The organism is Umezawaea beigongshangensis (genome assembly GCF_016464305.1).
Classification (GTDB): Bacteria; Actinomycetota; Actinomycetes; order Mycobacteriales; family Pseudonocardiaceae; genus Umezawaea_A; species Umezawaea_A beigongshangensis.
The window spans coordinates 69,382-87,589 of the sequence record NZ_JAEIOJ010000009.1 but is presented as its reverse complement, the minus strand read 5'-3'; the positions used below and the strand labels follow the sequence as shown (position 1 = coordinate 87,589).

16 protein-coding genes and 5 pseudogenes are annotated in these 18,208 nt (G+C 69.7%); 10 read left to right on the top strand and 11 right to left on the bottom strand.

Annotation, left to right across the window (positions count from 1 at the left end; all coding sequences use genetic code 11):
- Window positions 1-209: 209 nt before the first annotated feature.
- The 4 genes and pseudogenes from IMZ35_RS21790 to IMZ35_RS30890 form a co-directional block, all read left to right on the top strand.
- Window positions 210-677, top strand: a complete 468-nt coding sequence (locus IMZ35_RS21790) for a nuclear transport factor 2 family protein (RefSeq protein WP_199443008.1) — start codon at window positions 210-212, stop codon at window positions 675-677.
- 97 nt (window positions 678-774) lie between these two features.
- Window positions 775-1,377 carry a TetR/AcrR family transcriptional regulator gene (locus tag IMZ35_RS21785; RefSeq protein WP_199443007.1) on the top strand — a complete coding sequence of 201 codons (603 nt, stop codon included), beginning with the start codon at window positions 775-777 and terminating at the stop codon, window positions 1,375-1,377.
- Window positions 1,378-1,396: 19 nt separating this feature from the next.
- Window positions 1,397-2,170: a recombinase family protein gene (locus IMZ35_RS21780; protein WP_267877213.1), complete on the top strand. Its 774-nt coding sequence runs from the start codon at window positions 1,397-1,399 to the stop codon at window positions 2,168-2,170.
- Window positions 2,055-2,746, top strand: a pseudogene (locus IMZ35_RS30890) (IS5 family transposase); the annotation flags it as partial. The gene IMZ35_RS21780 and the pseudogene IMZ35_RS30890, both read left to right, overlap by 116 nt.
- 183 nt (window positions 2,747-2,929) lie before the next feature.
- On the opposite strand, the gene IMZ35_RS30885 reads toward IMZ35_RS30890, so the two are convergent.
- The 5 genes and pseudogenes from IMZ35_RS30885 to IMZ35_RS21745 form a co-directional block, all read right to left on the bottom strand.
- Complete coding sequence (locus IMZ35_RS30885) at window positions 2,930-3,877, bottom strand: cold-shock protein (protein WP_199443003.1); 948 nt, start codon at window positions 3,875-3,877, stop codon at window positions 2,930-2,932.
- Between the two features lie 402 nt (window positions 3,878-4,279).
- Window positions 4,280-4,549, bottom strand: a pseudogene (locus IMZ35_RS21760) (IS481 family transposase); the annotation flags it as partial.
- Window positions 4,550-4,777: 228 nt separating this feature from the next.
- Window positions 4,778-5,542, bottom strand: coding sequence for an ABC transporter permease (locus tag IMZ35_RS21755; RefSeq protein WP_199443001.1), 765 nt, complete (start codon window positions 5,540-5,542; stop codon window positions 4,778-4,780).
- On the bottom strand, window positions 5,539-6,468 hold the full coding sequence (locus IMZ35_RS21750) for an ATP-binding cassette domain-containing protein (protein ID WP_199443000.1): 930 nt from the start codon (window positions 6,466-6,468) through the stop codon (window positions 5,539-5,541). Before IMZ35_RS21750 ends, IMZ35_RS21755 begins: the two co-directional genes overlap by 4 nt.
- A 5-nt stretch (window positions 6,469-6,473) precedes the next feature.
- Window positions 6,474-7,529, bottom strand: a complete 1,056-nt coding sequence (locus IMZ35_RS21745) for a cytochrome P450 (RefSeq protein WP_307868561.1) — start codon at window positions 7,527-7,529, stop codon at window positions 6,474-6,476.
- Here IMZ35_RS21745 and IMZ35_RS31860 point away from each other — a divergent pair.
- Together IMZ35_RS31860 and IMZ35_RS21740 are read left to right on the top strand one after the other, a co-directional pair.
- Window positions 7,522-7,806, top strand: a complete 285-nt coding sequence (locus tag IMZ35_RS31860) for a hypothetical protein (protein ID WP_307868560.1) — start codon at window positions 7,522-7,524, stop codon at window positions 7,804-7,806. The genes IMZ35_RS21745 and IMZ35_RS31860 overlap by 8 nt on opposite strands.
- Window positions 7,807-7,828: 22 nt before the next feature.
- On the top strand, window positions 7,829-8,512 hold the full coding sequence (locus tag IMZ35_RS21740) for a helix-turn-helix domain-containing protein (RefSeq protein WP_199442999.1): 684 nt from the start codon (window positions 7,829-7,831) through the stop codon (window positions 8,510-8,512).
- A 305-nt stretch (window positions 8,513-8,817) separates the two neighbouring features.
- Here the strand turns inward: IMZ35_RS21740 and IMZ35_RS21735 are convergent, their stop codons facing one another.
- The 3 genes and pseudogenes from IMZ35_RS21735 to IMZ35_RS21725 all read right to left on the bottom strand — a co-directional run bounded on the left by IMZ35_RS21735 (window position 8,818) and on the right by IMZ35_RS21725 (window position 11,190).
- Entirely contained in the window at window positions 8,818-9,732 is a 915-nt protein-coding gene (locus tag IMZ35_RS21735) for an alpha/beta fold hydrolase (RefSeq protein ID WP_199442998.1), read from the bottom strand.
- A gap of 167 nt (window positions 9,733-9,899) precedes the next feature.
- A pseudogene (locus IMZ35_RS21730) lies at window positions 9,900-10,600 on the bottom strand (transposase family protein).
- 191 nt (window positions 10,601-10,791) lie between these two features.
- Window positions 10,792-11,190: a beta/gamma crystallin domain-containing protein gene (locus IMZ35_RS21725; RefSeq protein WP_199442997.1), complete on the bottom strand. Its 399-nt coding sequence runs from the start codon at window positions 11,188-11,190 to the stop codon at window positions 10,792-10,794.
- Window positions 11,191-11,491: 301 nt separating this feature from the next.
- On the opposite strand from IMZ35_RS21725, the pseudogene IMZ35_RS21720 reads away from it, so the two are divergent.
- Window positions 11,492-11,860: pseudogene (locus IMZ35_RS21720) on the top strand (transposase family protein); the annotation flags it as partial.
- 134 nt (window positions 11,861-11,994) lie between these two features.
- A pseudogene (locus IMZ35_RS21715) lies at window positions 11,995-12,474 on the top strand (helix-turn-helix domain-containing protein); the annotation flags it as partial.
- Between the two features lie 361 nt (window positions 12,475-12,835).
- On the opposite strand, the gene IMZ35_RS21710 reads toward IMZ35_RS21715, so the two are convergent.
- Window positions 12,836-13,663: a helix-turn-helix transcriptional regulator gene (locus tag IMZ35_RS21710; protein ID WP_199442995.1), complete on the bottom strand. Its 828-nt coding sequence runs from the start codon at window positions 13,661-13,663 to the stop codon at window positions 12,836-12,838.
- A 156-nt stretch (window positions 13,664-13,819) separates the two neighbouring features.
- On the opposite strand from IMZ35_RS21710, the gene IMZ35_RS21705 reads away from it, so the two are divergent.
- On the top strand, window positions 13,820-14,239 hold the full coding sequence (locus tag IMZ35_RS21705; protein ID WP_229372922.1) for a nuclear transport factor 2 family protein: 420 nt from the start codon (window positions 13,820-13,822) through the stop codon (window positions 14,237-14,239).
- Window positions 14,236-15,102, top strand: a complete 867-nt coding sequence (locus IMZ35_RS21700; protein ID WP_199442993.1) for an NAD(P)H-binding protein — start codon at window positions 14,236-14,238, stop codon at window positions 15,100-15,102. The genes IMZ35_RS21705 and IMZ35_RS21700 overlap by 4 nt, the downstream gene beginning before the upstream one ends.
- A gap of 181 nt (window positions 15,103-15,283) precedes the next feature.
- On the opposite strand, the gene IMZ35_RS21695 is transcribed toward IMZ35_RS21700, so the two are convergent.
- Together IMZ35_RS21695 and IMZ35_RS21690 are read right to left on the bottom strand one after the other, a co-directional pair.
- Window positions 15,284-16,654, bottom strand: a complete 1,371-nt coding sequence (locus IMZ35_RS21695) for a class-II fumarase/aspartase family protein (RefSeq protein WP_199442992.1) — start codon at window positions 16,652-16,654, stop codon at window positions 15,284-15,286.
- Window positions 16,651-18,129 carry an NAD-dependent succinate-semialdehyde dehydrogenase gene (locus IMZ35_RS21690; RefSeq protein WP_438816893.1) on the bottom strand — a complete coding sequence of 493 codons (1,479 nt, stop codon included), beginning with the start codon at window positions 18,127-18,129 and terminating at the stop codon, window positions 16,651-16,653. Before IMZ35_RS21690 ends, IMZ35_RS21695 begins: the two co-directional genes overlap by 4 nt.
- Between the last annotated feature and the right edge of the window lie 79 nt (window positions 18,130-18,208).

Sequence of the window (18,208 nt, the reverse complement as noted above, 5' to 3'; positions counted from 1 at the left end):
GGTGACGTAGCGTCCCACTGCTTCTACGGTTTGTGGCTTCGCGAGCCGGACACCTCCGCTGCTGGCCCGGAACCTTGGTGACCTTCGGTCCTGATCGCCATGCGGACTGCCCACATCTGTCTTGGCTGGGCCGTGACGGTCCTCACCCTTGCTATTCGGCGGCCTCCGGTTAGGTTTGTTATTGTTCAATCACTAACCAAGGAGCTACCGTGAACGCCAACCCGGCCCGCGAACTCACCCCCGCACAGCACGCCCTGGCAGAGCACCTGCGGCTGGTGTCCTCCGGCCAGATCGACGAGTGGATCGAGCTGTACGCTGCGGACGGCACGGTCGAGTTCCCCTTCGCCCCCGCCGGTGTGCCCACCCGGGTGCAGGGACGCGAGGCGCTGATCGCCCACATGCGCGGCTTCCCGCAGACCTTCGACGTGAAGTTCGTCGACGTGAAGTTCATCGAGACGACCGACCCCCGCACCGCGGTCGCCGAATACCGCTCGGAGGGAAGCGTCCTCAGCACCGGCAAGCCGTATGAGCAGACGGTCATCACGGTGATCCGCCTCGACGAGGCGGGCCTGGTCGAGCGGTTCGTCGACTACTGGAACCCTCTCGTGGTCATCGAGGCCATGACCCCCGACCAGGCGGCCAGTGGCCAAGACGTGTCGTGGCCCGCAGGGCGCTGATCCCGATTCGACGGGGTGAGAGGGGGGCAAGATGGGTCGCTCACCCGTGTTGCCCCTCTCGAACCCCGTCTCACCCCGCAGTGAAAGACTGGCAGACATGCCCGCCCCCGGCTCCAGCGTGAAAAGCGATCAACGCCGTCGAGTCGTGCTGGACGCTGCCGTGGCCTGTTTCGCGCGCAAGGGTTACTACGGCACGACAACCAGTGAGATCGCCGAACGGGCCGGAATCTCTCAGCCCTACGTCTACCGCCTCTTCGCCAGTAAGGAGGCGCTGTTCGCCGGTGCCGTCCTCCACGTGTCCGAGCTGCTCTCGGATGCTCTGACCGGAGCCGGCGCCAGCACCGATGAGGCCGGGCCGCCCCGGCAGGCGGAGGGGGTGATGCGTGCGATCCGGTCCGCCTACAGCACCCTGATCCAGGACCGGGACGTCATGCGGTTCCTCATGCAGGCCAGTTGCGCAGCTGATGAGCCGCTCGTGGCCGAGGCGGTGCGCACGTGCTACGCCCGACAGGTCGAACTCGTCAGTGAGCTCCTGAACCACGACGACGCTGCGGTCCGGCACTGGTTCGGCGCCGGCATGCTCGAAAATGTCACGCTGACCCTCGGCCTGGCCGACGTCGACGAGCCCTGGGCACGGACCCTCAGCGGGCAACGGTCTCGATCGGACAGCGGTAACTTCACCCACCGGGTTTCGCCCTAGCTTCTACCGCAAGGGCGGGATGTGCAGGCGGCCTGCCGGGCCGTCCCACCCCCTTGGAAGTGGGACACCGGCGGCCAGCTTCGGCGCCGATCACAGACGCCCAGGTCGAGACCGTCCCAGGCAACATCTTGATCGGCAAATCATGGCGCCCGAGGCGGCCGACATCCCGCCCGAGCGGATCTACGTCGACAAGAAGTCCGGGGCCACCACCAACCGGCCCGGCCTGCAGGCGGCGATGAGTTTCGCCCGTCACGGCGACGTCATCGTCATCCACACCCTCGACCGGCTCGGGCGGACCGTGCGCGACACCCCAAACCTGATCCACGACCTGGCCGAGCGCGGAGTCGGCATCCGCACCCTCGCCGACCCCATCACGGTCGACTCCGCCAACCCGGATGATCCGATGGCCCAGCTGGCCGTCGTGCTGCTGGCGCTGTTCGCCCAGATGGAACGCACCTACAGCCTCGAACGCGCCGCCGGTGCCTGCGCGGCTGCGACTGCGAAAGGCCGGCGGATCGGGCGGCCCACCGTCGTCGACCCCGACAAGCTCGCCTGCGCCGCGCACCTTCGCGACACCGGCAGCACGATCGCCGAGATCGTCACTAAGACCTGGTCTCAAAACTTAAGGGTGTGTCACTGCGCAACCTGCCGGTCCTGGTCGTCGATCGTGGGCAGTCATGGCGAAGACGACGCAGCAGCGGCGGGTCGAAGACCGGCTCTGGGAGCTGATCGACCCCCTGATCCCGTCCCGACCAGCGCCGCGCGGTCCGGGTGGGCGGCCCCGGATCGATGACCGTGCCGCGCTAGAGGGGATCTTGTTCGTGCTCGACACCGGCTGCCGCTGGCGAGACCTGCCCGAGCAGCTCGGATGCGGTTCCGGGCACACCGCGTGGCGGCGGTTACGTGAGTGGCAGGACGCTGGTGTGTGGGATCGGCTGCACCAGCTCGTGCTCGACGAGCTGTCCAACATCGACGAGCTCGACTGGACCAGAGGCTGCATCGACGCGGTGTCGGTGCGGTCGAAAAGGGGGGCGAGCTGACCGGTCGCAGCCCCACTGACCGGGGTAGAGCCGGCTCCAAGTACCACGTTCTGTGCGACGCGAACGGGCTACCGCTGCACATCGTGTTGTCGGCGGCAAACACCCACGACAGCATGCTGTTCGAGCCGCTGCTGGACACGAACCCGGCCGTGCGTGGCCACCGCGGCCGGGCGGGCCGGCCACGATGCCGACCGGACAAGTTGCACGCCGACAAGGGCCACGACTACCGCCGCTGCCGCCGCTACCTGACCCGCCGCGGTATCAAGGTCCGTATCGCCCGGCGCGGGATTGAGGGCAAGTCCCGCCTCGGCCGGGTCCGCTGGGTCGTTGGGTGGGGTGACTGGTGAGCTTCTGAGCGCGGAGCAGGTCCTCGGGTCGGCACGGGGCCCCCGTCACCACGAGGGAGATCGATCTCCTGGAGGAGGCTGCAGCCGCGTTGCTGACGGCACCATCGACGGGGATGAACGAGCACTCTCGTCGGGAAGTGATCAGCCATCGGTGGGGCCGCCTCTTCAGAGGCGTTCGATGCGGTCGGCCTGCGGGCCCCGGTCGCTCTGACGCACCGCGTACCGGACCCGGTCACCCTTCTGCAGCGGCTCCGACCCCATGATCACGGACACGTGGGCGAAGAGATCGTCGCCGCCTGCGTCCGGGGTGATGAAGCCGAAGCCGCGGTCGCCGTCGTAGCGCGCGACGACGCCCTCGCCGCCTCGTACGGGCACGTCCCGCGCGGCCGGCCCTGCGGCCGCGGCAGGTGCCGACCGCTGCGGCGCCGTCTGGGGCTCGGCGCTCCGGACCAGGTGCACGTCGCGGGCCTGCGGGCCCTTGTCTCCACTAGCCACGTCGTAGGCGACGCGGTCGCCCTCCGCGAGCCACGTCAGCCCCTCGGCCAGGGCCTTGGCGTGAACGAAGATGTCCCCGGCGCCGGAGTCGGGGTTGATGAAGCCGAAGCCCTTGTCCTCGTCGTACCAGGCCACCGTGCCGTCGGCACCGTCCGAGATACCAGCCGCAGCGGGTGAGCCGGCCCCTGCTCCCAGCGGGATCACGTGCCCGGCCTGCGGGCCGCGCTCGCCTTCGACGATCAGGAATGCCACCCGCTGCCCCTCGGTGACCACGCCGCCGGTCACGATGGCGGAGCTGTGCACGAAGATGTCGGCGCCGCCGCCGTCCGGCGACGCGAAGCCGTACCCCTTGCCCGGCTCGTACCAGTTGACGGTGCCGAGCAGGCCCACGGCGCTGCCGGTGGCCGCATCGGCGGTGACGCGAACGCGCAGCGCCTGGGGCCCGCGGTCGTTCTCGCCGACCTCGAACACGACGGCCTGACCCTCGCGGAGCACTTTCGCGCCGCCGTCCTCGACGATCTCGGAGGCGTGCACGAACACGTCCGGCGAGCCGTCCTCGGGCGCGAGGAAGCCGAAACCACGTTCGGCGTCGAACCAACGGACGGTCCCTTGCGGCATCAAAGGCTCCAGGTCGAGAGGGCGGGCACTGGCCCCCAGTCTCTCTGACGGACTTCCGGTCCGCCGGGCCGGGCCCACGAGCGGGCGGTGCGGAGCCAGGGGCGGGCCGTTGGTTCACCTAGCGACACGCCGAGTTTTGAGACCAGGTCTAAGACCGGGATCACTCGCACCAGCCTCTACCGGCACCTGCCACCACGCCCCGCGGCCCAGGTCACCGCCGCGGAGCATGACCTGCACGCGCCTCCGACGACCGAGGCATAGCCAGAACCAGCGCTGTGAACACTCCATCTCTGCTGGGGGCTTCGCCGTCAGCAGAGATGACTACCGCTAAAAACCGTTCCGATCCTCCTCGGACCCCGTGATCTGCCAGCGCAGCCACTGCCCCGGTCGCAGCTCGGGCGGGGCCTCGGTGCAGGTCAGACGGGAGAACCCGTCGACCGCGGAGTGCAGGTGGGTGCAGCTGCGCTGCGCGGCGGACTTCCCGGTGGCGGTGTTCTTGGCGGGTCCGACTTGTTTGACCTGCTCGCTGCCCCGGCCGTGCACCCGCCACCCGCTGCCGTCGGGGATCACGCCGACCTTCTTCACGTCGAGGTGGACCACAGGACCGGGCCACCGGGCGATGATTCGGCGGGGCGCGCGGTTGTTCTCCTCCGTCGGGTCGAGGATCCGGCGGGTGCGGAGCGCTGGGACGGTCGGTCAGGCCGGCCTCGCCGAAGCTGCGATGACGGTTGAACCGCTTGGAGGCGCATTGGGCGGATCAGCAGCGCGCCACCGCCGCGGAGCGGAATCGGCCCGATGATCACGGGTGGTGCGCTGATGGCGATGTCGCCGGGCAGACACTCGCCGACCAGTGGCGCGAGAACCAGTAGGCCAAGTGCTGGAGAACGCGTCTGAGCACGTCTACCCGCTGCGGTTGTAGAGCCTGCGTGCCCACAGGTATCCGCCCAGCGCGATGGCCGCGCTCCACAGCGCCGCCGCCGCGAAGCTGGCTCCTGCGGGCTGCCCGGCCAGCAGCGCGCGCAGGGTTTCGATGACCGGCGTGAACGGCTGGTGTTCGGCGAACCAGCGCAGTGGGCCCGGCATCGACTCCGGCGGGACCACGCCGCTGCCCAGGAACGGCAGCAGCATCAGCGGCGCCGGCAGGTTGCTGGCCGTGGCCACGTTCTCGGTGACCATGCCCAGCGCGACCGACAGCCAGGTGATGGCGAAGGCGAACATCGCCAGCACGCCGATCACCCCGAGCCAGTCCAGCGCAGAGGCGCCGGGGCGGAAGCCGATCAGCAGAGCCGTCAGCGTCACCGCCGTGATCGCGATGAAGTTCTGGACCAGCGCGCCGAGCACGTGCCCGGTGAGGACGGAGACGCGGGCGATGGCCATGGTCTTGAACCTGGCGACGATGCCCTCGGTCATGTCCACGGCCACCGAGATCGCTGTCCCCTGCGCGGCGCTCGCGATCGTCATGATCATGATGCCGGGGGTGGTGTAACCGGCGTAGGCGGTGCGGTCGCCGCCGATCCCGGCGCCCATGATGCCGCCGAGGACGTAGACGAACAGCAGCAGGAACACCACGGGCACGGCCACGAACGTGAGGATCAGCGTGGGGTAGCGCCAGATGTGTGTGACCTGGCGCCGCAGCATCGTCGCCGAGTCGGTGATCGCTCTCATCGGGAGGGCTCCTCGGTCAGGGCGAGGAAGACGTCGTCCAGGTCGGGGGTGTGCACCGACAGCTCGGCGACGTCGATGGCATGCGTGTCCAGCCACTCCAGGAGCTGCCTCAGCGGCCTGATCCCGCCGGGGTCGGGGATCTGGACGGTGAGCGCCGCGTCGTTGCTGGAGGTGGCGCCGACGTGGCTCACCGCCCTGCGGTACCCGTCGGGATCGGCGAAGCGCACGACGATGTGGCCGCCGGGGACCATTCGCTTGAGCTCCTCGGGGGTGCCCTCGGCCACCAGTCGGCCCTGGCTGAGCAGGGCGATGTGGTCGGAGAGTTCGTCGGCCTCCTCCAGGTACTGGGTGGTCAGGAAGATGGTCACGCCGTCCTGCTGGACGAGGTCCCTGACGATCTGCCACATGGTGCGGCGGCTGCGGGGGTCCAGGCCGGTGGTCGGTTCGTCGAGGAAGATGAGCTCGGGCGTGCCGACCAGGGTCATGGCGAGGTCGAGCCGGCGGCGCATGCCGCCCGAGTAGGTGGCCGCGGGTTTGCGCGCGGCGTCGGTGAGGTCGAAGCGCTCCAGCAGTTCGCGGGCGCGCGCGCGTCCCCTCGTTCGGCCGAGGTGGAGCAGGTCGGCCACGAGTCGCAGGTTCTCCTCGCCGGTGAGGAAGCTGTCGACCGCGGAGAACTGGCCGGTGACGCCGATCGCGGCACGCACCTCGTCGGGTTCCTCGGCCAGGTCGTGCCCGGCCACCCGGATCTCGCCCGCGTCGGCCTTGATCAGGGTGGACAGGATCTGCACCGTGGTGGTCTTGCCCGCGCCGTTGGGGCCGAGCAGCGAGAAGACGGTGCCCTGCGGGATGGTGAGGTCGATGCCGTCCAAGACGCGGTGGGCGCCGTAGGACTTGCGCAGTCCCGTCACCGAGACGGAGGTGCGCATCGCGTTCACCCCCGATCCCAGGTGACGGGCAGGCTGTGCACGCCGTAGACCTGCGAGGGGTCGGTGCGCAGCGACAGCTCTTCAGCCGGTGCGGCCAGCCGCAACGTCGGGAAGCGGACGAGCAGCGCGGGAAGCGCGACACGCATCTCGATGCGGGCGAGCTGCTGACCGAGACACTGGTGGACACCGTGGCCGAAGGCCAGATGCCCGGCGGCCGAGCGGCGCAGATCGAGCACGTCGGGGTCGGAGAACCTGGCCGGGTCCCTGTTGGCGGCGTTGATCGCGATGACGACCGTGTCGCCCGCCTTGAACTGCCTGCCGCCGAGCTCCACGTCCTCCAGCACGCCGCGCATGCCGGTGGCGGCGACGGACAGGTAACGCAGCAGCTCCTCCACGGCGCCGACGGCCAGGTCGGGGTCGCCGCGCAGGGCGGTGAGCTGGGCCGGGTCGCGCAGCAGAGCGAAGGTGCCGAGCGCGAGCATGTTGGCGGTGGTGTCGAGCCCGGCGCCGAGCAGGAACGCGGCCACGCCGCCGAGCTCCTCGTCGGTCAGGTCGCCGTCGGTGGCCAGGTCGCTGAGCAGGTCGTCGGTCGGCTCGGCCCGCTTGGCGAGCGCGAGCTCCCGCAGGTACGTGCCGAGCTCGACGAAGGCGGCGTACTGCGCCTGAGCGGTCCCGGTGTCCGCCAGTGCCCGGGTGGAGCTCTGGAACCGATCGCGGTCCCCGTGCGGCACGCCGAGCAGCTCACAGATCACCAGCGCTGGGACCGGCTGTGCGAAGACCGCGACGAGGTCGGCGGGCGGCCCCTGCCGCTCCATCGCGTCGAGCCGCTCACGGGTGATCTCGGTGATCCGCTCGGTGAGCAGGTTCATCCTGCGGACGGTGAACTTGCCCGCCAGCAGCTTGCGGAAGCGGGTGTGCTGGGGTGCGTCCATGCCGGTCAGATCGCCGACGGGGGCGGGCGGCAGGTGCCCACCCTCCAGGGGGTGGTAGTGGGTTTCGCAGCGGGAGCTGAACCGCGGGTCGGCGAGGATCTGGCGGACCAGGTCGTATCTGGTGATCATCCAGACGCCGGGGGCGCCCTCGGGCGCGGCCAGGCGGGCGATCGGCTGCTCTGAGCGCAGGGCGGTGAGCGAAGGAGCGGGATCGAAGGGACAGGCGGGTGCGCGGTCGAAGGACGGAGTGACCGGCTCGTCGTGGGAGTCCGTGTTCATCACAATTGAAAGCTACGTTGCCTTCAAAAATTCTGTCAATCAATCGATGAATATAAGCGCAGGTCACGGCCCGCAAATTGATGCGTTGACACTGAAGCCAAATGCAATGAAACATTGCACCGTGTGACGCCGAACGCAATAGTGGTGTCATGTCAGAAGGAAGGTTGACGCTGCGGGACCGCCAGCGCATCGCGACCGGCCTGGCCGAAGGCCGCTCCTACGCCGAGATCGCCAGGCGGCTGAACCGGCCGACCTCGACGATCAGCCGTGAGGTCGGCCGCAACGGCGGTCCCGGTGACTATCGGCCCGAGCGGGCGCACCGGGCGGCAGCGCGGCGGGCGCGGCGCGGCACTCCGGCCCGTTCGCCCGAGGCCGAACCCGAGGACCGCGAGGTCGTCGAGGTGGAAGAGGGAGCCGTCGAGATGGCGATCGGAATGGGCCTGCCGAAGATGATGGCACGCGTGCTCATCGGCCTGTGGCTGAGCGAGGACGGCAGGCTCACCGCGGCCGAGCTGTCGCGCGCGCTGAAAGTCAGTCCCGCCTCGATCTCTGCGGCCGTGAGCTATCTGACCCACCAGGCGCTGATCAGGCGCGAACGCGATCCGCAGCGGCGGCGCGACGTCTACGTGGTCGACGACGACGCCTGGTACCGCTCGACGGTGATCAGCTCGCGGCAGACGCTCGCGGCAGCGGAGATCGCGAAGGCGGCGGGGGAGACGCTCGGGCTCGAGACGCCCGTGGGACGCCGCCTGGCCAGGGGCGGTGCGTTCCTGGAGCGGATCAGCCTGGACGCTCTGGCGTCGGCCGAACGCTGGCGCGACCTCCCGCCGTGATCAGACCGCAGCTTCCGGGCGGCTTCGTCCAGGTTGACTTGCAGACCGCTGACCTCACCGAGCCAGCCGTTCATCCGGGCTTCCTGGACGCGGTCGCGAAGGTTGCGGATGATCTCGACCGGTCGCGGGCGGGCCCGCGGGTCCGAGCGCGGGCCGGGGGAGCGGATGCGGGCTTATCTGCACTATGAGGAGGGCCTCCGGATTTGGCGGAGACGTGTCCATCCACGCCGAACCGGAGGCCCCCGCTCACTCCAAGATCGTGATGTCTGTTACAGGCGTGTTCCTGGCCGCTGTGATCAGTGCGGCTAGCGGACGGTCTTCAGCACGTCGTCGACCGCGTCGGCGATGAGGTCCGGGCGTTCGGTCACGATCCCCTCGTGCGAGGTGTTCTCGGCGACCACGTGCTTCCGGTTCGGGCCGGCCTGGGCGAACCGGGCGTGGCCGTCCCGCCACAGCTTCGCCGCTTCGGGGAAATCAGCGAACGGGGTCTCCGACGCGACGATCGTGGTCACCGGCACGTCCTGCGGCCAGGAGAGCTTGTGGAAGACGCGGTGAACGGGGGCGTAGTCGACCATCACAGCGAGCAGTTGGCGGTTCTTCTTGGTCGACGGCTGCGCCACCAGGGCGGTCCGCTGCTGCTCCACCAGCGGGGCGAACGCCGTGAGCATCTCCTCGGAGAAGAAATCCGGCACGTTCGCGTCGACGAGGACCGCGCCGGACACCCAGCCGGGATTCTTGTTCACGAAGTTGGTGGCGACCTCACCCGCGATCGAATGCGAGACCAGGACGACATCCTTGGTCACCCCCAACGCCGTGAGCCCGGCCTCCAGGTCCGACACCGCGTTCTCCACCCTCCACGGCCCCGACACCTCGCCGCTCTCACCCTCGCCCGCCCGGTCGTAGGTGATGACCTTCGAACCGGTGGCCTTCGCCAACCGCGGCGCCAGGTCCTTCCAGTACGACGAGCTCAGGCCGCCGCCCGCGTCCAGGACCAGGGCGGGCAGCTTGCCGTCCACGACGTGAAAGACCACCTCGTGCTCGGCGTTCATCACCTTGCGCGTCTCCGACGCGGCGGGCGCACTCGCCGAGGAAACGGGCGTGCTGGGTGTTGGACTGCTCGCGGCGGGCGGTGCCGAGCACGCCGCGAGCGAGACGGCCACGAAGACCGCGGAGGACAGTGCGATCGCCTTGCGGTGCAGGGGGGAAGATTGTTTGAGCATGAGGAGAACTCTAGAAATTTCCCGACTGCTCAACGATCAGGCCAACCACCCGACCTGTGCTGGTGCCAGCCCCACCACCCGCACTGGGGGTTGCCCACCCCAGTGCCGTCCGCCAGCACTGTTGCGATGGGAATGCGACGAGTCCGATCTTGTTGAGTCGAAACTGATCATCTTCCTGTGGATCGATCAGCCGTGAGCCTTTTTCGTCCTGCGGTGATCTCGTAGTTCTGCAGGACGTGGATGGCTTTGGCCAGTCGGCCGGAGCGGTGGGGGCAGCAGCGGAGTTTGCGGAGGATGCGCCTGGTCTTGAGCTGGGCGTTGGCGCGTTCACCGGGTCCGCACAGGGCGATCAGCCCGGTGTCGCGCAGGGCGGCGAGGATGTTCCAGATCCGGGCCGCGGCGGTGTCGTGGGTGCTGCCGGGCAGGTCGCCGGACACCCACAGGATCGTGCCGTCTGGGGAGGCGATCATCTGCAGGTCCACCCCGTGCATCCTGGGTTCGCGGGAGCAGAACGGGCGGTCGGCGGTGATCCGGTCGATCGGGATGAGCGTGCCGTCGATCACCACGTAGGCCAGGCCCTGGCGTTTGGCCTTGCGCAGCGCTTCTCGCAGCTTCGGGGACCGCTGGGCCAGCAGTTCGAGGGTTTCGTTGACGTAGCGCCAGCAGGTCGTGGCCGAGACCGCGAACCCGGCGCCCAGGTCGGCGAACTTCTCCCTTTGCGCAGGTACACCAGCACCAGCAGGGCTTGTTGTCCTGGGTTGAGCGTGCGCCACACCGATCCGAGCTGCTTGCGATGGGCGCGGAGCAGGCCGGACACGAAGGTCGGGGTCTGATCCGACAACCGCAGCGCGGCACGACAGAACAACACGAGAAGTCTTGCCTGCCATCCCGTCCAGCCCAGGATGAAAAAGGCTCGCGGCGTCCTGTGACGGTATCCATTTTCGAGCGCAAGTCAGGTCAGCAGTCCGGAAATAAGTTCGCGGGCAGCTGACTTGGACAACCGCTTGACCGCCTGCGTCGAGCCGCTCGACGTGCTCGAGCGTCATAGCCTCAACGACGTTACCAGATAACCACATCGGTTACGTGGGCGTGGAGACCGAAAGTAAGGGTGTGGTCCTTCCACTTGTCCAAGGTCAGGTGGTTCTGGTGGCCATTCTCTTCGATGGTGTACTGAAATGTGACCTTGTTGTTGCCCGTGTGAAAATCCGTAACCCGGTAAACATTCATCTTCATGCTGCCCGCATTGGCGAAACATACCCGCGAACCGGTGCTCGTCTTGATCCATGCAAGGTAGGTCCGCAGAACGCCGTCCGACTCACAAGACGTGTAGTTGGCCGCAAAGGCGGGGGTTGCCGGAGTCGCAACCGTCAGGCCAGCCGCGACAGCCAATGCCGCGACGAAACCCCTCCGGAGCGAGCCTCGACCTTGAGCGAAACGACTAATTTTCATGTCCATCATGGTACTTTTCGTCGAGAGGGCCACCCCAGCTTGTTCATATCGACTTGCGCGTTCGGGCACAGATAACTGCACGAATGTGCGTCAGGTGAGTACTGCTACACCGCTGAACTAGATGTTTTGCCCTAATGGTGGAGAGTGTGTGCGCCGCGAGGCGCTTTGCTGCACTCCTGACGTAGTCGGAAGGACCTTGGAGGGCTGTTCCCGGGCTGTACTCCAACGAAGGAGCGATGACCCCTGGGACTGATGGGAAAACCGCTGGTGGATGTACCTGAGCAAGATTCGGCGCATCATCGATTCGTTCCCAGACGGCACGATCCTGTGGGTGTCCGGCGACCTGCCCGGCAGCACCCACGACACCGCCGCGGCCCGGATCTGGAACATCCTCGCCGCCCTGCGCGACACCGGGCTGATCGCCCTGGGCGACAAGGGCCATCACGGTTGCGACCAGACCGGCCGACACGTGCTCACCCCGTACAAGGGCCGCAACAAGCCCGAGTCGCAGAAGGACGCCAACCGCGCCCGTGCCCGCCTGTGCGGACCCGGTGAACGCGCCAACGCCCAGCTCAAGACCAGGCGCATCCTCCGCAAACTCCGCTGCTGCCCCCACCGCGCCGGCCGACTGGCCAAAGCCATCCACGTCCTGCAGAACTACGAGATCACCGCAGGATGAAAAAGGCTCCGTGATGGAGGTCGGGGGTGCGCACCGGTTGTCGCCTGCAGAGCGTGAGGTGCGGAGCGTGAGGTGCTGAGGTTGCGGGTGGTGGCGGCGTTGGAGGCCGGGCGGGTTAGGGGTATCGGCAGGCCGCGGAGGTGTTCGGGATCTCCGAACGGTCGGTGGGCACCTGGTGGCGTGCCTACCGGCGGGACGGTCGCGACGGCCTGACGACCCGCAGGGGACGTCCCGGCCCGGCCGAGCTGATCGGTGCGGAGGATCGGGGCACGCTGTTCGCGGCGATGGCCGACTACACGCCGGAGGAGCTGTTGATCGGCGGCCCGGACTGCATCGAACTGCACCTGGTGCCCGACCACAGCCCAGCGCTCAACCCCGACGAACTGCGGGGCGCCGACCTCACACGCAACGTCAACGCCTCACGCGCCCACAACGTCGACCGGCTCGCCCACGAGACACGACGGTTCCTGCGCCGCCGCCAACGTCAGCCGCACATCGTCCGCGGCTACTTCCAGGCTCGCCACCTCCGCTACGCCATCATATGGGCAACCGAACACTTTCGACTCAACAGTTCAGTCAACGGTGCGTGTTCGCTCTCGCAGGGCGTGCCGTGAGGGCGACCGCGTTCGCCGGGTCCGAGCTCGCGGGTCTGGACGTTTCTCCGCACCACGCAGGAGGACGCACCGGATTGATCGGTTCAGGTCCTTGCGGGCCAGTTGTCGCACCTTCACCCGTCGCGGTGTGTCGGTGCCGCGAGGCGATCGCGCAACGTCCTGCAATGCGATGTGAGGGCGTGTTGCTCATGAAGGTGGTCGAGCGAGTTCCGCAGCTGGCACTGACGCACTGGTCTGCCGAGCCCTGGACAGATCAGATGCGCCGCCTGTGGGATGTCCGTGTCAAGTGGACGGTCGAAGGGAGTGAAGCGTTGTGTCGACGCACGCGCACCAGGGTCACTTGGCCACGCGTCGTGCGGGCTCACGCCAACTGGGCGAGCGCGGCGGCGCTCGGGCTGCCCGGCTCCGCGGTGTACATCGCCAGCTGCAGGTCCGTGCCGGGCAGCAGCAGGATTTGGCAGATCACCTCCAGGTCGCCCAGCTCGGGGTGGCGCAGGTGCTTGCGCAGCGTCGGTACGGGCCGCACGTCGTGGTCGCGCCAGCCGGCGGCGAATTCCGGGCTGTGCGCGGCGAGTTCGTTGACCAGCTCGCCGAGGACGCGGTCGGTCGGGTAGCGGACGCTGGCCGAGCGCAGCTGGGCGGCGAGCTGCCGGGCGAACTCGCCCTCCGCGCCTGCTGGTGCTCCGCAGAAGGTGCCGCCGAGCCGGATGGCCATTCGCACGGTGTTGCGCTCTTCGGCGGGCAGTAGCGCGAAATCGGTGATCAACGCGACCGCTGCGCTGTTCCAGGCCACGACGTCCTGCCGCTCGTCGACCAGGTAGGCGGGTATCGGCCCGAGCCGGTCCAGCAGCTGGTGGGCCTCGGCGGGCACCGGCCTCCGATCGGCGTCCGTGCCGGGCGGGACCTGCCCGGCCAGCCGCGCCAGGTGCTCACGCTCCGCGGCGGTGAGCTGCAGTGCCGTCCCCAGTACTGCCAGCACCTCCGGGGACGGGCGCGGTGCGCGGGCCTGCTCCAGCCGTTCGTAGTAGCTGACCGACATCCCGGCCAGTGCGGCCACCTCTTCGCGGCGCAGCCCGGGAGTGCGCCGGGCGCGTCGGCCGGACGGGCGGGTCGCCGTGCCCGGCACCTGGTCCGGGCGCAGCGCTTCCCGCCGGCGGCGCAGGAAGTCGGCCAGTTCGGCTCTGCTCATCCCGCCCATGGTGGCACGGGGTGCGCGGCTTGGCCACGGACCGGCGGTCCGGGGCTCAGCGGTCTGTTCCCCGGATGCCGGCCCGCGTCCAGTCTGAACTGGTCGCACCCCCGTCGAACAGTGGAGGACACCGTGCCGCGCACTCCCGAGGAAACGATGCGCCGACTGCTGGACCTGATGCTGGCCAAGGACACCGACGCCGTCGCCGACTTGTGGGCGGAGGACGGCACCGCCGAATTCCCGTTCGCCGCCGGGACCTCGCCGCGCCGGCTGACCGGGCGGAAAGAGGTCCGCGACTACCTGGCCAGCTTCCCGCAGGTGTATGACCTGCGAGAGATCTCCCCGATCACCGTGCACCACACGCAACGGCCGGACACCGTTGTCGTGGAGTACCACGCGAACGGACACTCGGTGCGCACCGGAGAGCCCTGTCGGATGGACTACATCGTGGTGATCACCGTCCAGGACGGTTCGATCACCCGCTTCCGGGACTACTGGAACCCGCTGACCAACGCTGCGGCGGCCGGGACGCTGCCCGAGCTGCTCGACTCGCTGCGTCCGGAGACTGCCCGATGACCGGTGTGCTGGTGACCGGCGGCACCGGGAAGACCGGGACCGCGCTGGTGGAACTGCTGCGCGGCAGCGGTGTGCCGGTCCGGGTGGCCAGCCGCAACCCGTCCGCCGGTGACCCGGACGCGGTCCGGTTCGACTGGGACGACCCGGCCACCCATCCGGCCGCGCTGCGCGGGGTGGACCGGGTCTTCCTGGTGCCCCCGACGAACACCGTGGACCCGATGCCGCCGGTCCGGCCGTTCTTGGCCGAGGCGCAACGCCTCGGCGTGCGCCGGGTGGTGCTCCTCGGCTCCGCTGTCGTGCTGCCGAACGCTCCTGGTGCGCTGGAGCTGGCCGCGCAGGTGCGGTCCCGGCCCGGGTGGGTCGTGCTGCGCGCGTCCGGGTTCATGCAGAACTTCCTGAGCCCACACCCGGTCGGCGAGCGGATCCGGCGGCACGGCGAGATCCGCACCGCCGCCGACGACGGCCGAGTGGGCTGGATCGACGCGCGGGACATCGCGGCCGCGGCCTCCGCCCTCCTGACCGAACCCGACGTCGGGCCCGGCGACCAGCGCGACTACCTGCTCACCGGGCCGAAGGCGTTGAGCTACCGGGACGCGGCGGCGATCATCACCGGGCGCACCGGACGGCCGGTCCGCGTGGTGCCGACAGGGGTCGAGGAGCAGGCGGCCGACTACCGGGCGGCAGGCGTACCCGCCGAGTTCGCCGCCGCCCTCGCCGCGGTGGAAGTCGGCATCAGAGCTGGCCGGGAAGATCGGATCAGCACCGCGGTGCTGGACCTGACCGGCCGGCCGCCCCGCACCTTCGCCGAGTTCGTCCAGGAGCACGCAACCGAGTGGGCGGACGACGGCGTGCTCGCACGCTGACCGGTGGCCGGACGACCCGATGACAGGGCCGCCCGGCCACCGGTCGCGGTACCCGTCCCTGCGCCGAGCGGGGCGCGGCACGGAATCCACGGCGCCTCGGCGCTGATCTGCTACCGGCAGGTGGTGGTGCGGGACGGTTCTGGGTGAGTTCTTCCTCCTCGCCCGGCGATGACGGCACCGTTCACCGGGCCTGCCCGTGGGGTGCGGGACCGTCGGTGACGGACCGGGTCATCGCCCGTGCGCTGCCGAGGTAACCGGCGGGGTCGCAGAGCTGCTCGATCTGGTCGTCGTCCAGGAGTGCCACCACGTGCGGGTCTGCGCGCAGTTCTGCGGCCAGGCCGTGACCGGTGTCGGTCGCTCGGCTGCAGATCTCGTAGACGAGGTCGTGGGCGCGCTGACGGCCGAGGGCGGGAGCCAGCGCCATCATCACGGCTTCCGCGACGATGAGCCCGCCGCTGAGGTCGAGGTTGGCGCGCATCCGCGCCGGGTCGACGCGCAGGCCGGCGATCATGTCGGCGGCCTGCGCCAGTGATGAGGACAGCAGCAGGAACGCTTCGGGGATGACGGCCCACTCGACGTGCCACGGCCCGGTGGCGCGTTCGAAGTCCTGCACCGCCGCGTCGAGCATGGCGGAGGACTTGTCCCGCAGGAGCTTCGCGGCCGCGACCACCAGTTCGCTGGAGATCGGATTGCGTTTCTGGGGCATGGTGGAGCTGGCTCCCCGCCCGGGCACGAAGGGTTCGGCCAGCTCACCGAACTCCGTCGAGCAGCTGATGGCCACGTCGGTGCCGATCTTGCCGATGGACGCGCCGATCGAGGCGAGGAGCCCGACGATCTCGACGAGGCCGTCGCGGGCGACGTGCCAGGTGATCTCGGGATCGCGCAGGCCGAGTTCCGCGGCCAGCGCGGCGCGCGCCCGCAGACCCTCCGGGCCTGGCCCGAGCGAGGCCAGGGTTCCCGCAGCGCCGCCGAACTGCACCACCAGGTCCCGCTGCCGGACGGTGGCCAGCCGCTCGGCGTGCCGGTCCAGCGCCGAGAGCCACACCGCCACCCGGTAGCCGAAGGTGATGGGCAGGGCGTGCTGCAGGTGGGTACGCCCGGCGGCGACGGTGTCGACGTGCTCGGTGGCCAGTCGCCGCAGGTGCTCGCGCAAGCGGTCGAGCGCGTCCGCGATCAGCGACAGCCCTTCGGCGCACTGCAGGATCGTCGCGGTGTCCATGACGTCCTGAGTGGTGGCACCCCAGTGCAAGTGGTTCCCGGCCTGGCCGCACTGCTCGGCGAGCTGGGCGACGATCGGCAGGACGGGGTAGCCCACCAGGGCGGTGTCGCGGCTCAGCCGCGCGCGGTCCAGCCGCGCGGCGTCGCACGACGCGGCGATGGTGTCGGCCACCTCGCGCGGGACGATCCCGACCTCCGCCTGCGCCCGCGCGAGCGCGACCTCGACCCGGACGATCGTCCTCACGCAGGACTCGTCGCTGAAGACCGCGCGCATCTGCGGCGTGCCGAACGCGTCGCGGAACAGGAAGGAGTCGAAGACGGTGCTGGCGCTCATCGGGCACCGTCCCCGACCCGGCCCGTGTCGATGGCGACGTACTTCTGTTCCAGGTACTCGTCGATACCGGTGTTGCCGCCCTCGCGGCCGCTCCCGGACTGCTTCATCCCGCCGAACGGGGCGCTGGGGTCGGACACGCGACCGCGGTTGAGGCCCACCATGCCGGTGTCGAGCTGCTCGGTCATGCGCAGCGCCCGGTCCAGATCGCGCGTGTAGAGGTAGCTCACGAGGCCGAACTCGGTGTCGTTGGCCTCGTGCAGCGCCTGCGCCTCGGTGGTGAAGGTCCGGATCGCCGCGACCGGGCCGAAGATCTCCGTCCTGGTGATGCGGGCGCCGGCGGGCACGTCGGTGAGCACGGTCGGCGGGTAGAAGTACCCCGGTCCTGCCGGAAGTCCGCCGCCGGCGCGCAGCCGAGCCCCCGCGGTGACGGCGTCGTCGACCAGGTCGGCGACCCTGCGCCGCTGGCCGTGGTCGATCAGCGGTCCGAGATCGGTGGTGGGGTCCGTGCCGGCGCCCACGGTGATCGTGGCCATGCGCGCGACGAGCTTCTCGCTGAACTCCTCGGCCAGGTCGGCGTGGACGAGGAAGCGGTTGGCGGCGATGCACGCCTCGCCGATGTTGCGGAGCTTGGCGGTCATCGCGCCGTCGACCGCGGCGTCGACGTCGGCGTCGTGGCAGACGACGAACGGGGCGTTGCCCCCGAGCTCCATCGAGGTCCGCAGGACGGTGTCGGCCGCACGGGAGAGCAGGAGCCGCCCGACCGGGGTGGACCCGGTGAAGGACAGCTTGCGCAGCCTGCCGTCCCGCAGGAGCGGCTCGGTGACGGCGGCGGCCCGCGTGGTGGGGACGACGTTGAGCACCCCGTCGGGAAGCCCCGCCTCGGCCAGCAGCCCGGCCAGCGCGGCCATCGTCAGCGGTGTCTGCGGCGCCGGCTTGACGATCGCCGTGCACCCGGCGGCCAGGGCCGGGCCGATCTTGCGGGCGGGCATGGCCAGCGGCGCGTTCCACGGTGTGATCAACAGGCAGGGACCGACCGGTTGCCGCACGACCAGCACGCGAGTGGTGCCGTCCTGGCCGACCTTCCAGCTGCCGTCGATCCGGACGGCCTCCTCGCCGAACCAGCGCAGGTAGTCCGCGGCGTAGGCGACCTCGGCCCTGGACTCGGCCAGCGACTTGCCCATCTCCAGGGTGATCAGCAGCGCGAACTGTTCGACGCGTTCGACCAGCAGGTCGTGGGCGCGGCGCAGCACGTCACCGCGTCGGCGCGGGGAGACGGCCGCCCAGCTCCGCTGAGCGGCGTTCGCCGCGTCGAGGGCGGCCAGCGCGTCGTCGGGCGTCGCGTCGGACACCTCGCACAGCGGTTCGCCCGTGGCGGGGTTCTCCACCACGAACACGTCACCGCCCGACGCCGGCCGCCAGCGTCCGCCGACGAGCAGCCCCTTCTCCACGCGACCGACGACGTCGAACTCGGACAGTGGTTCTGCCACGGAACTCATGCTTCTCCCTCAGGTGGTCGTGATGAGGTGGCCGGTGCCGCCCGCAGGAGCGGACGGC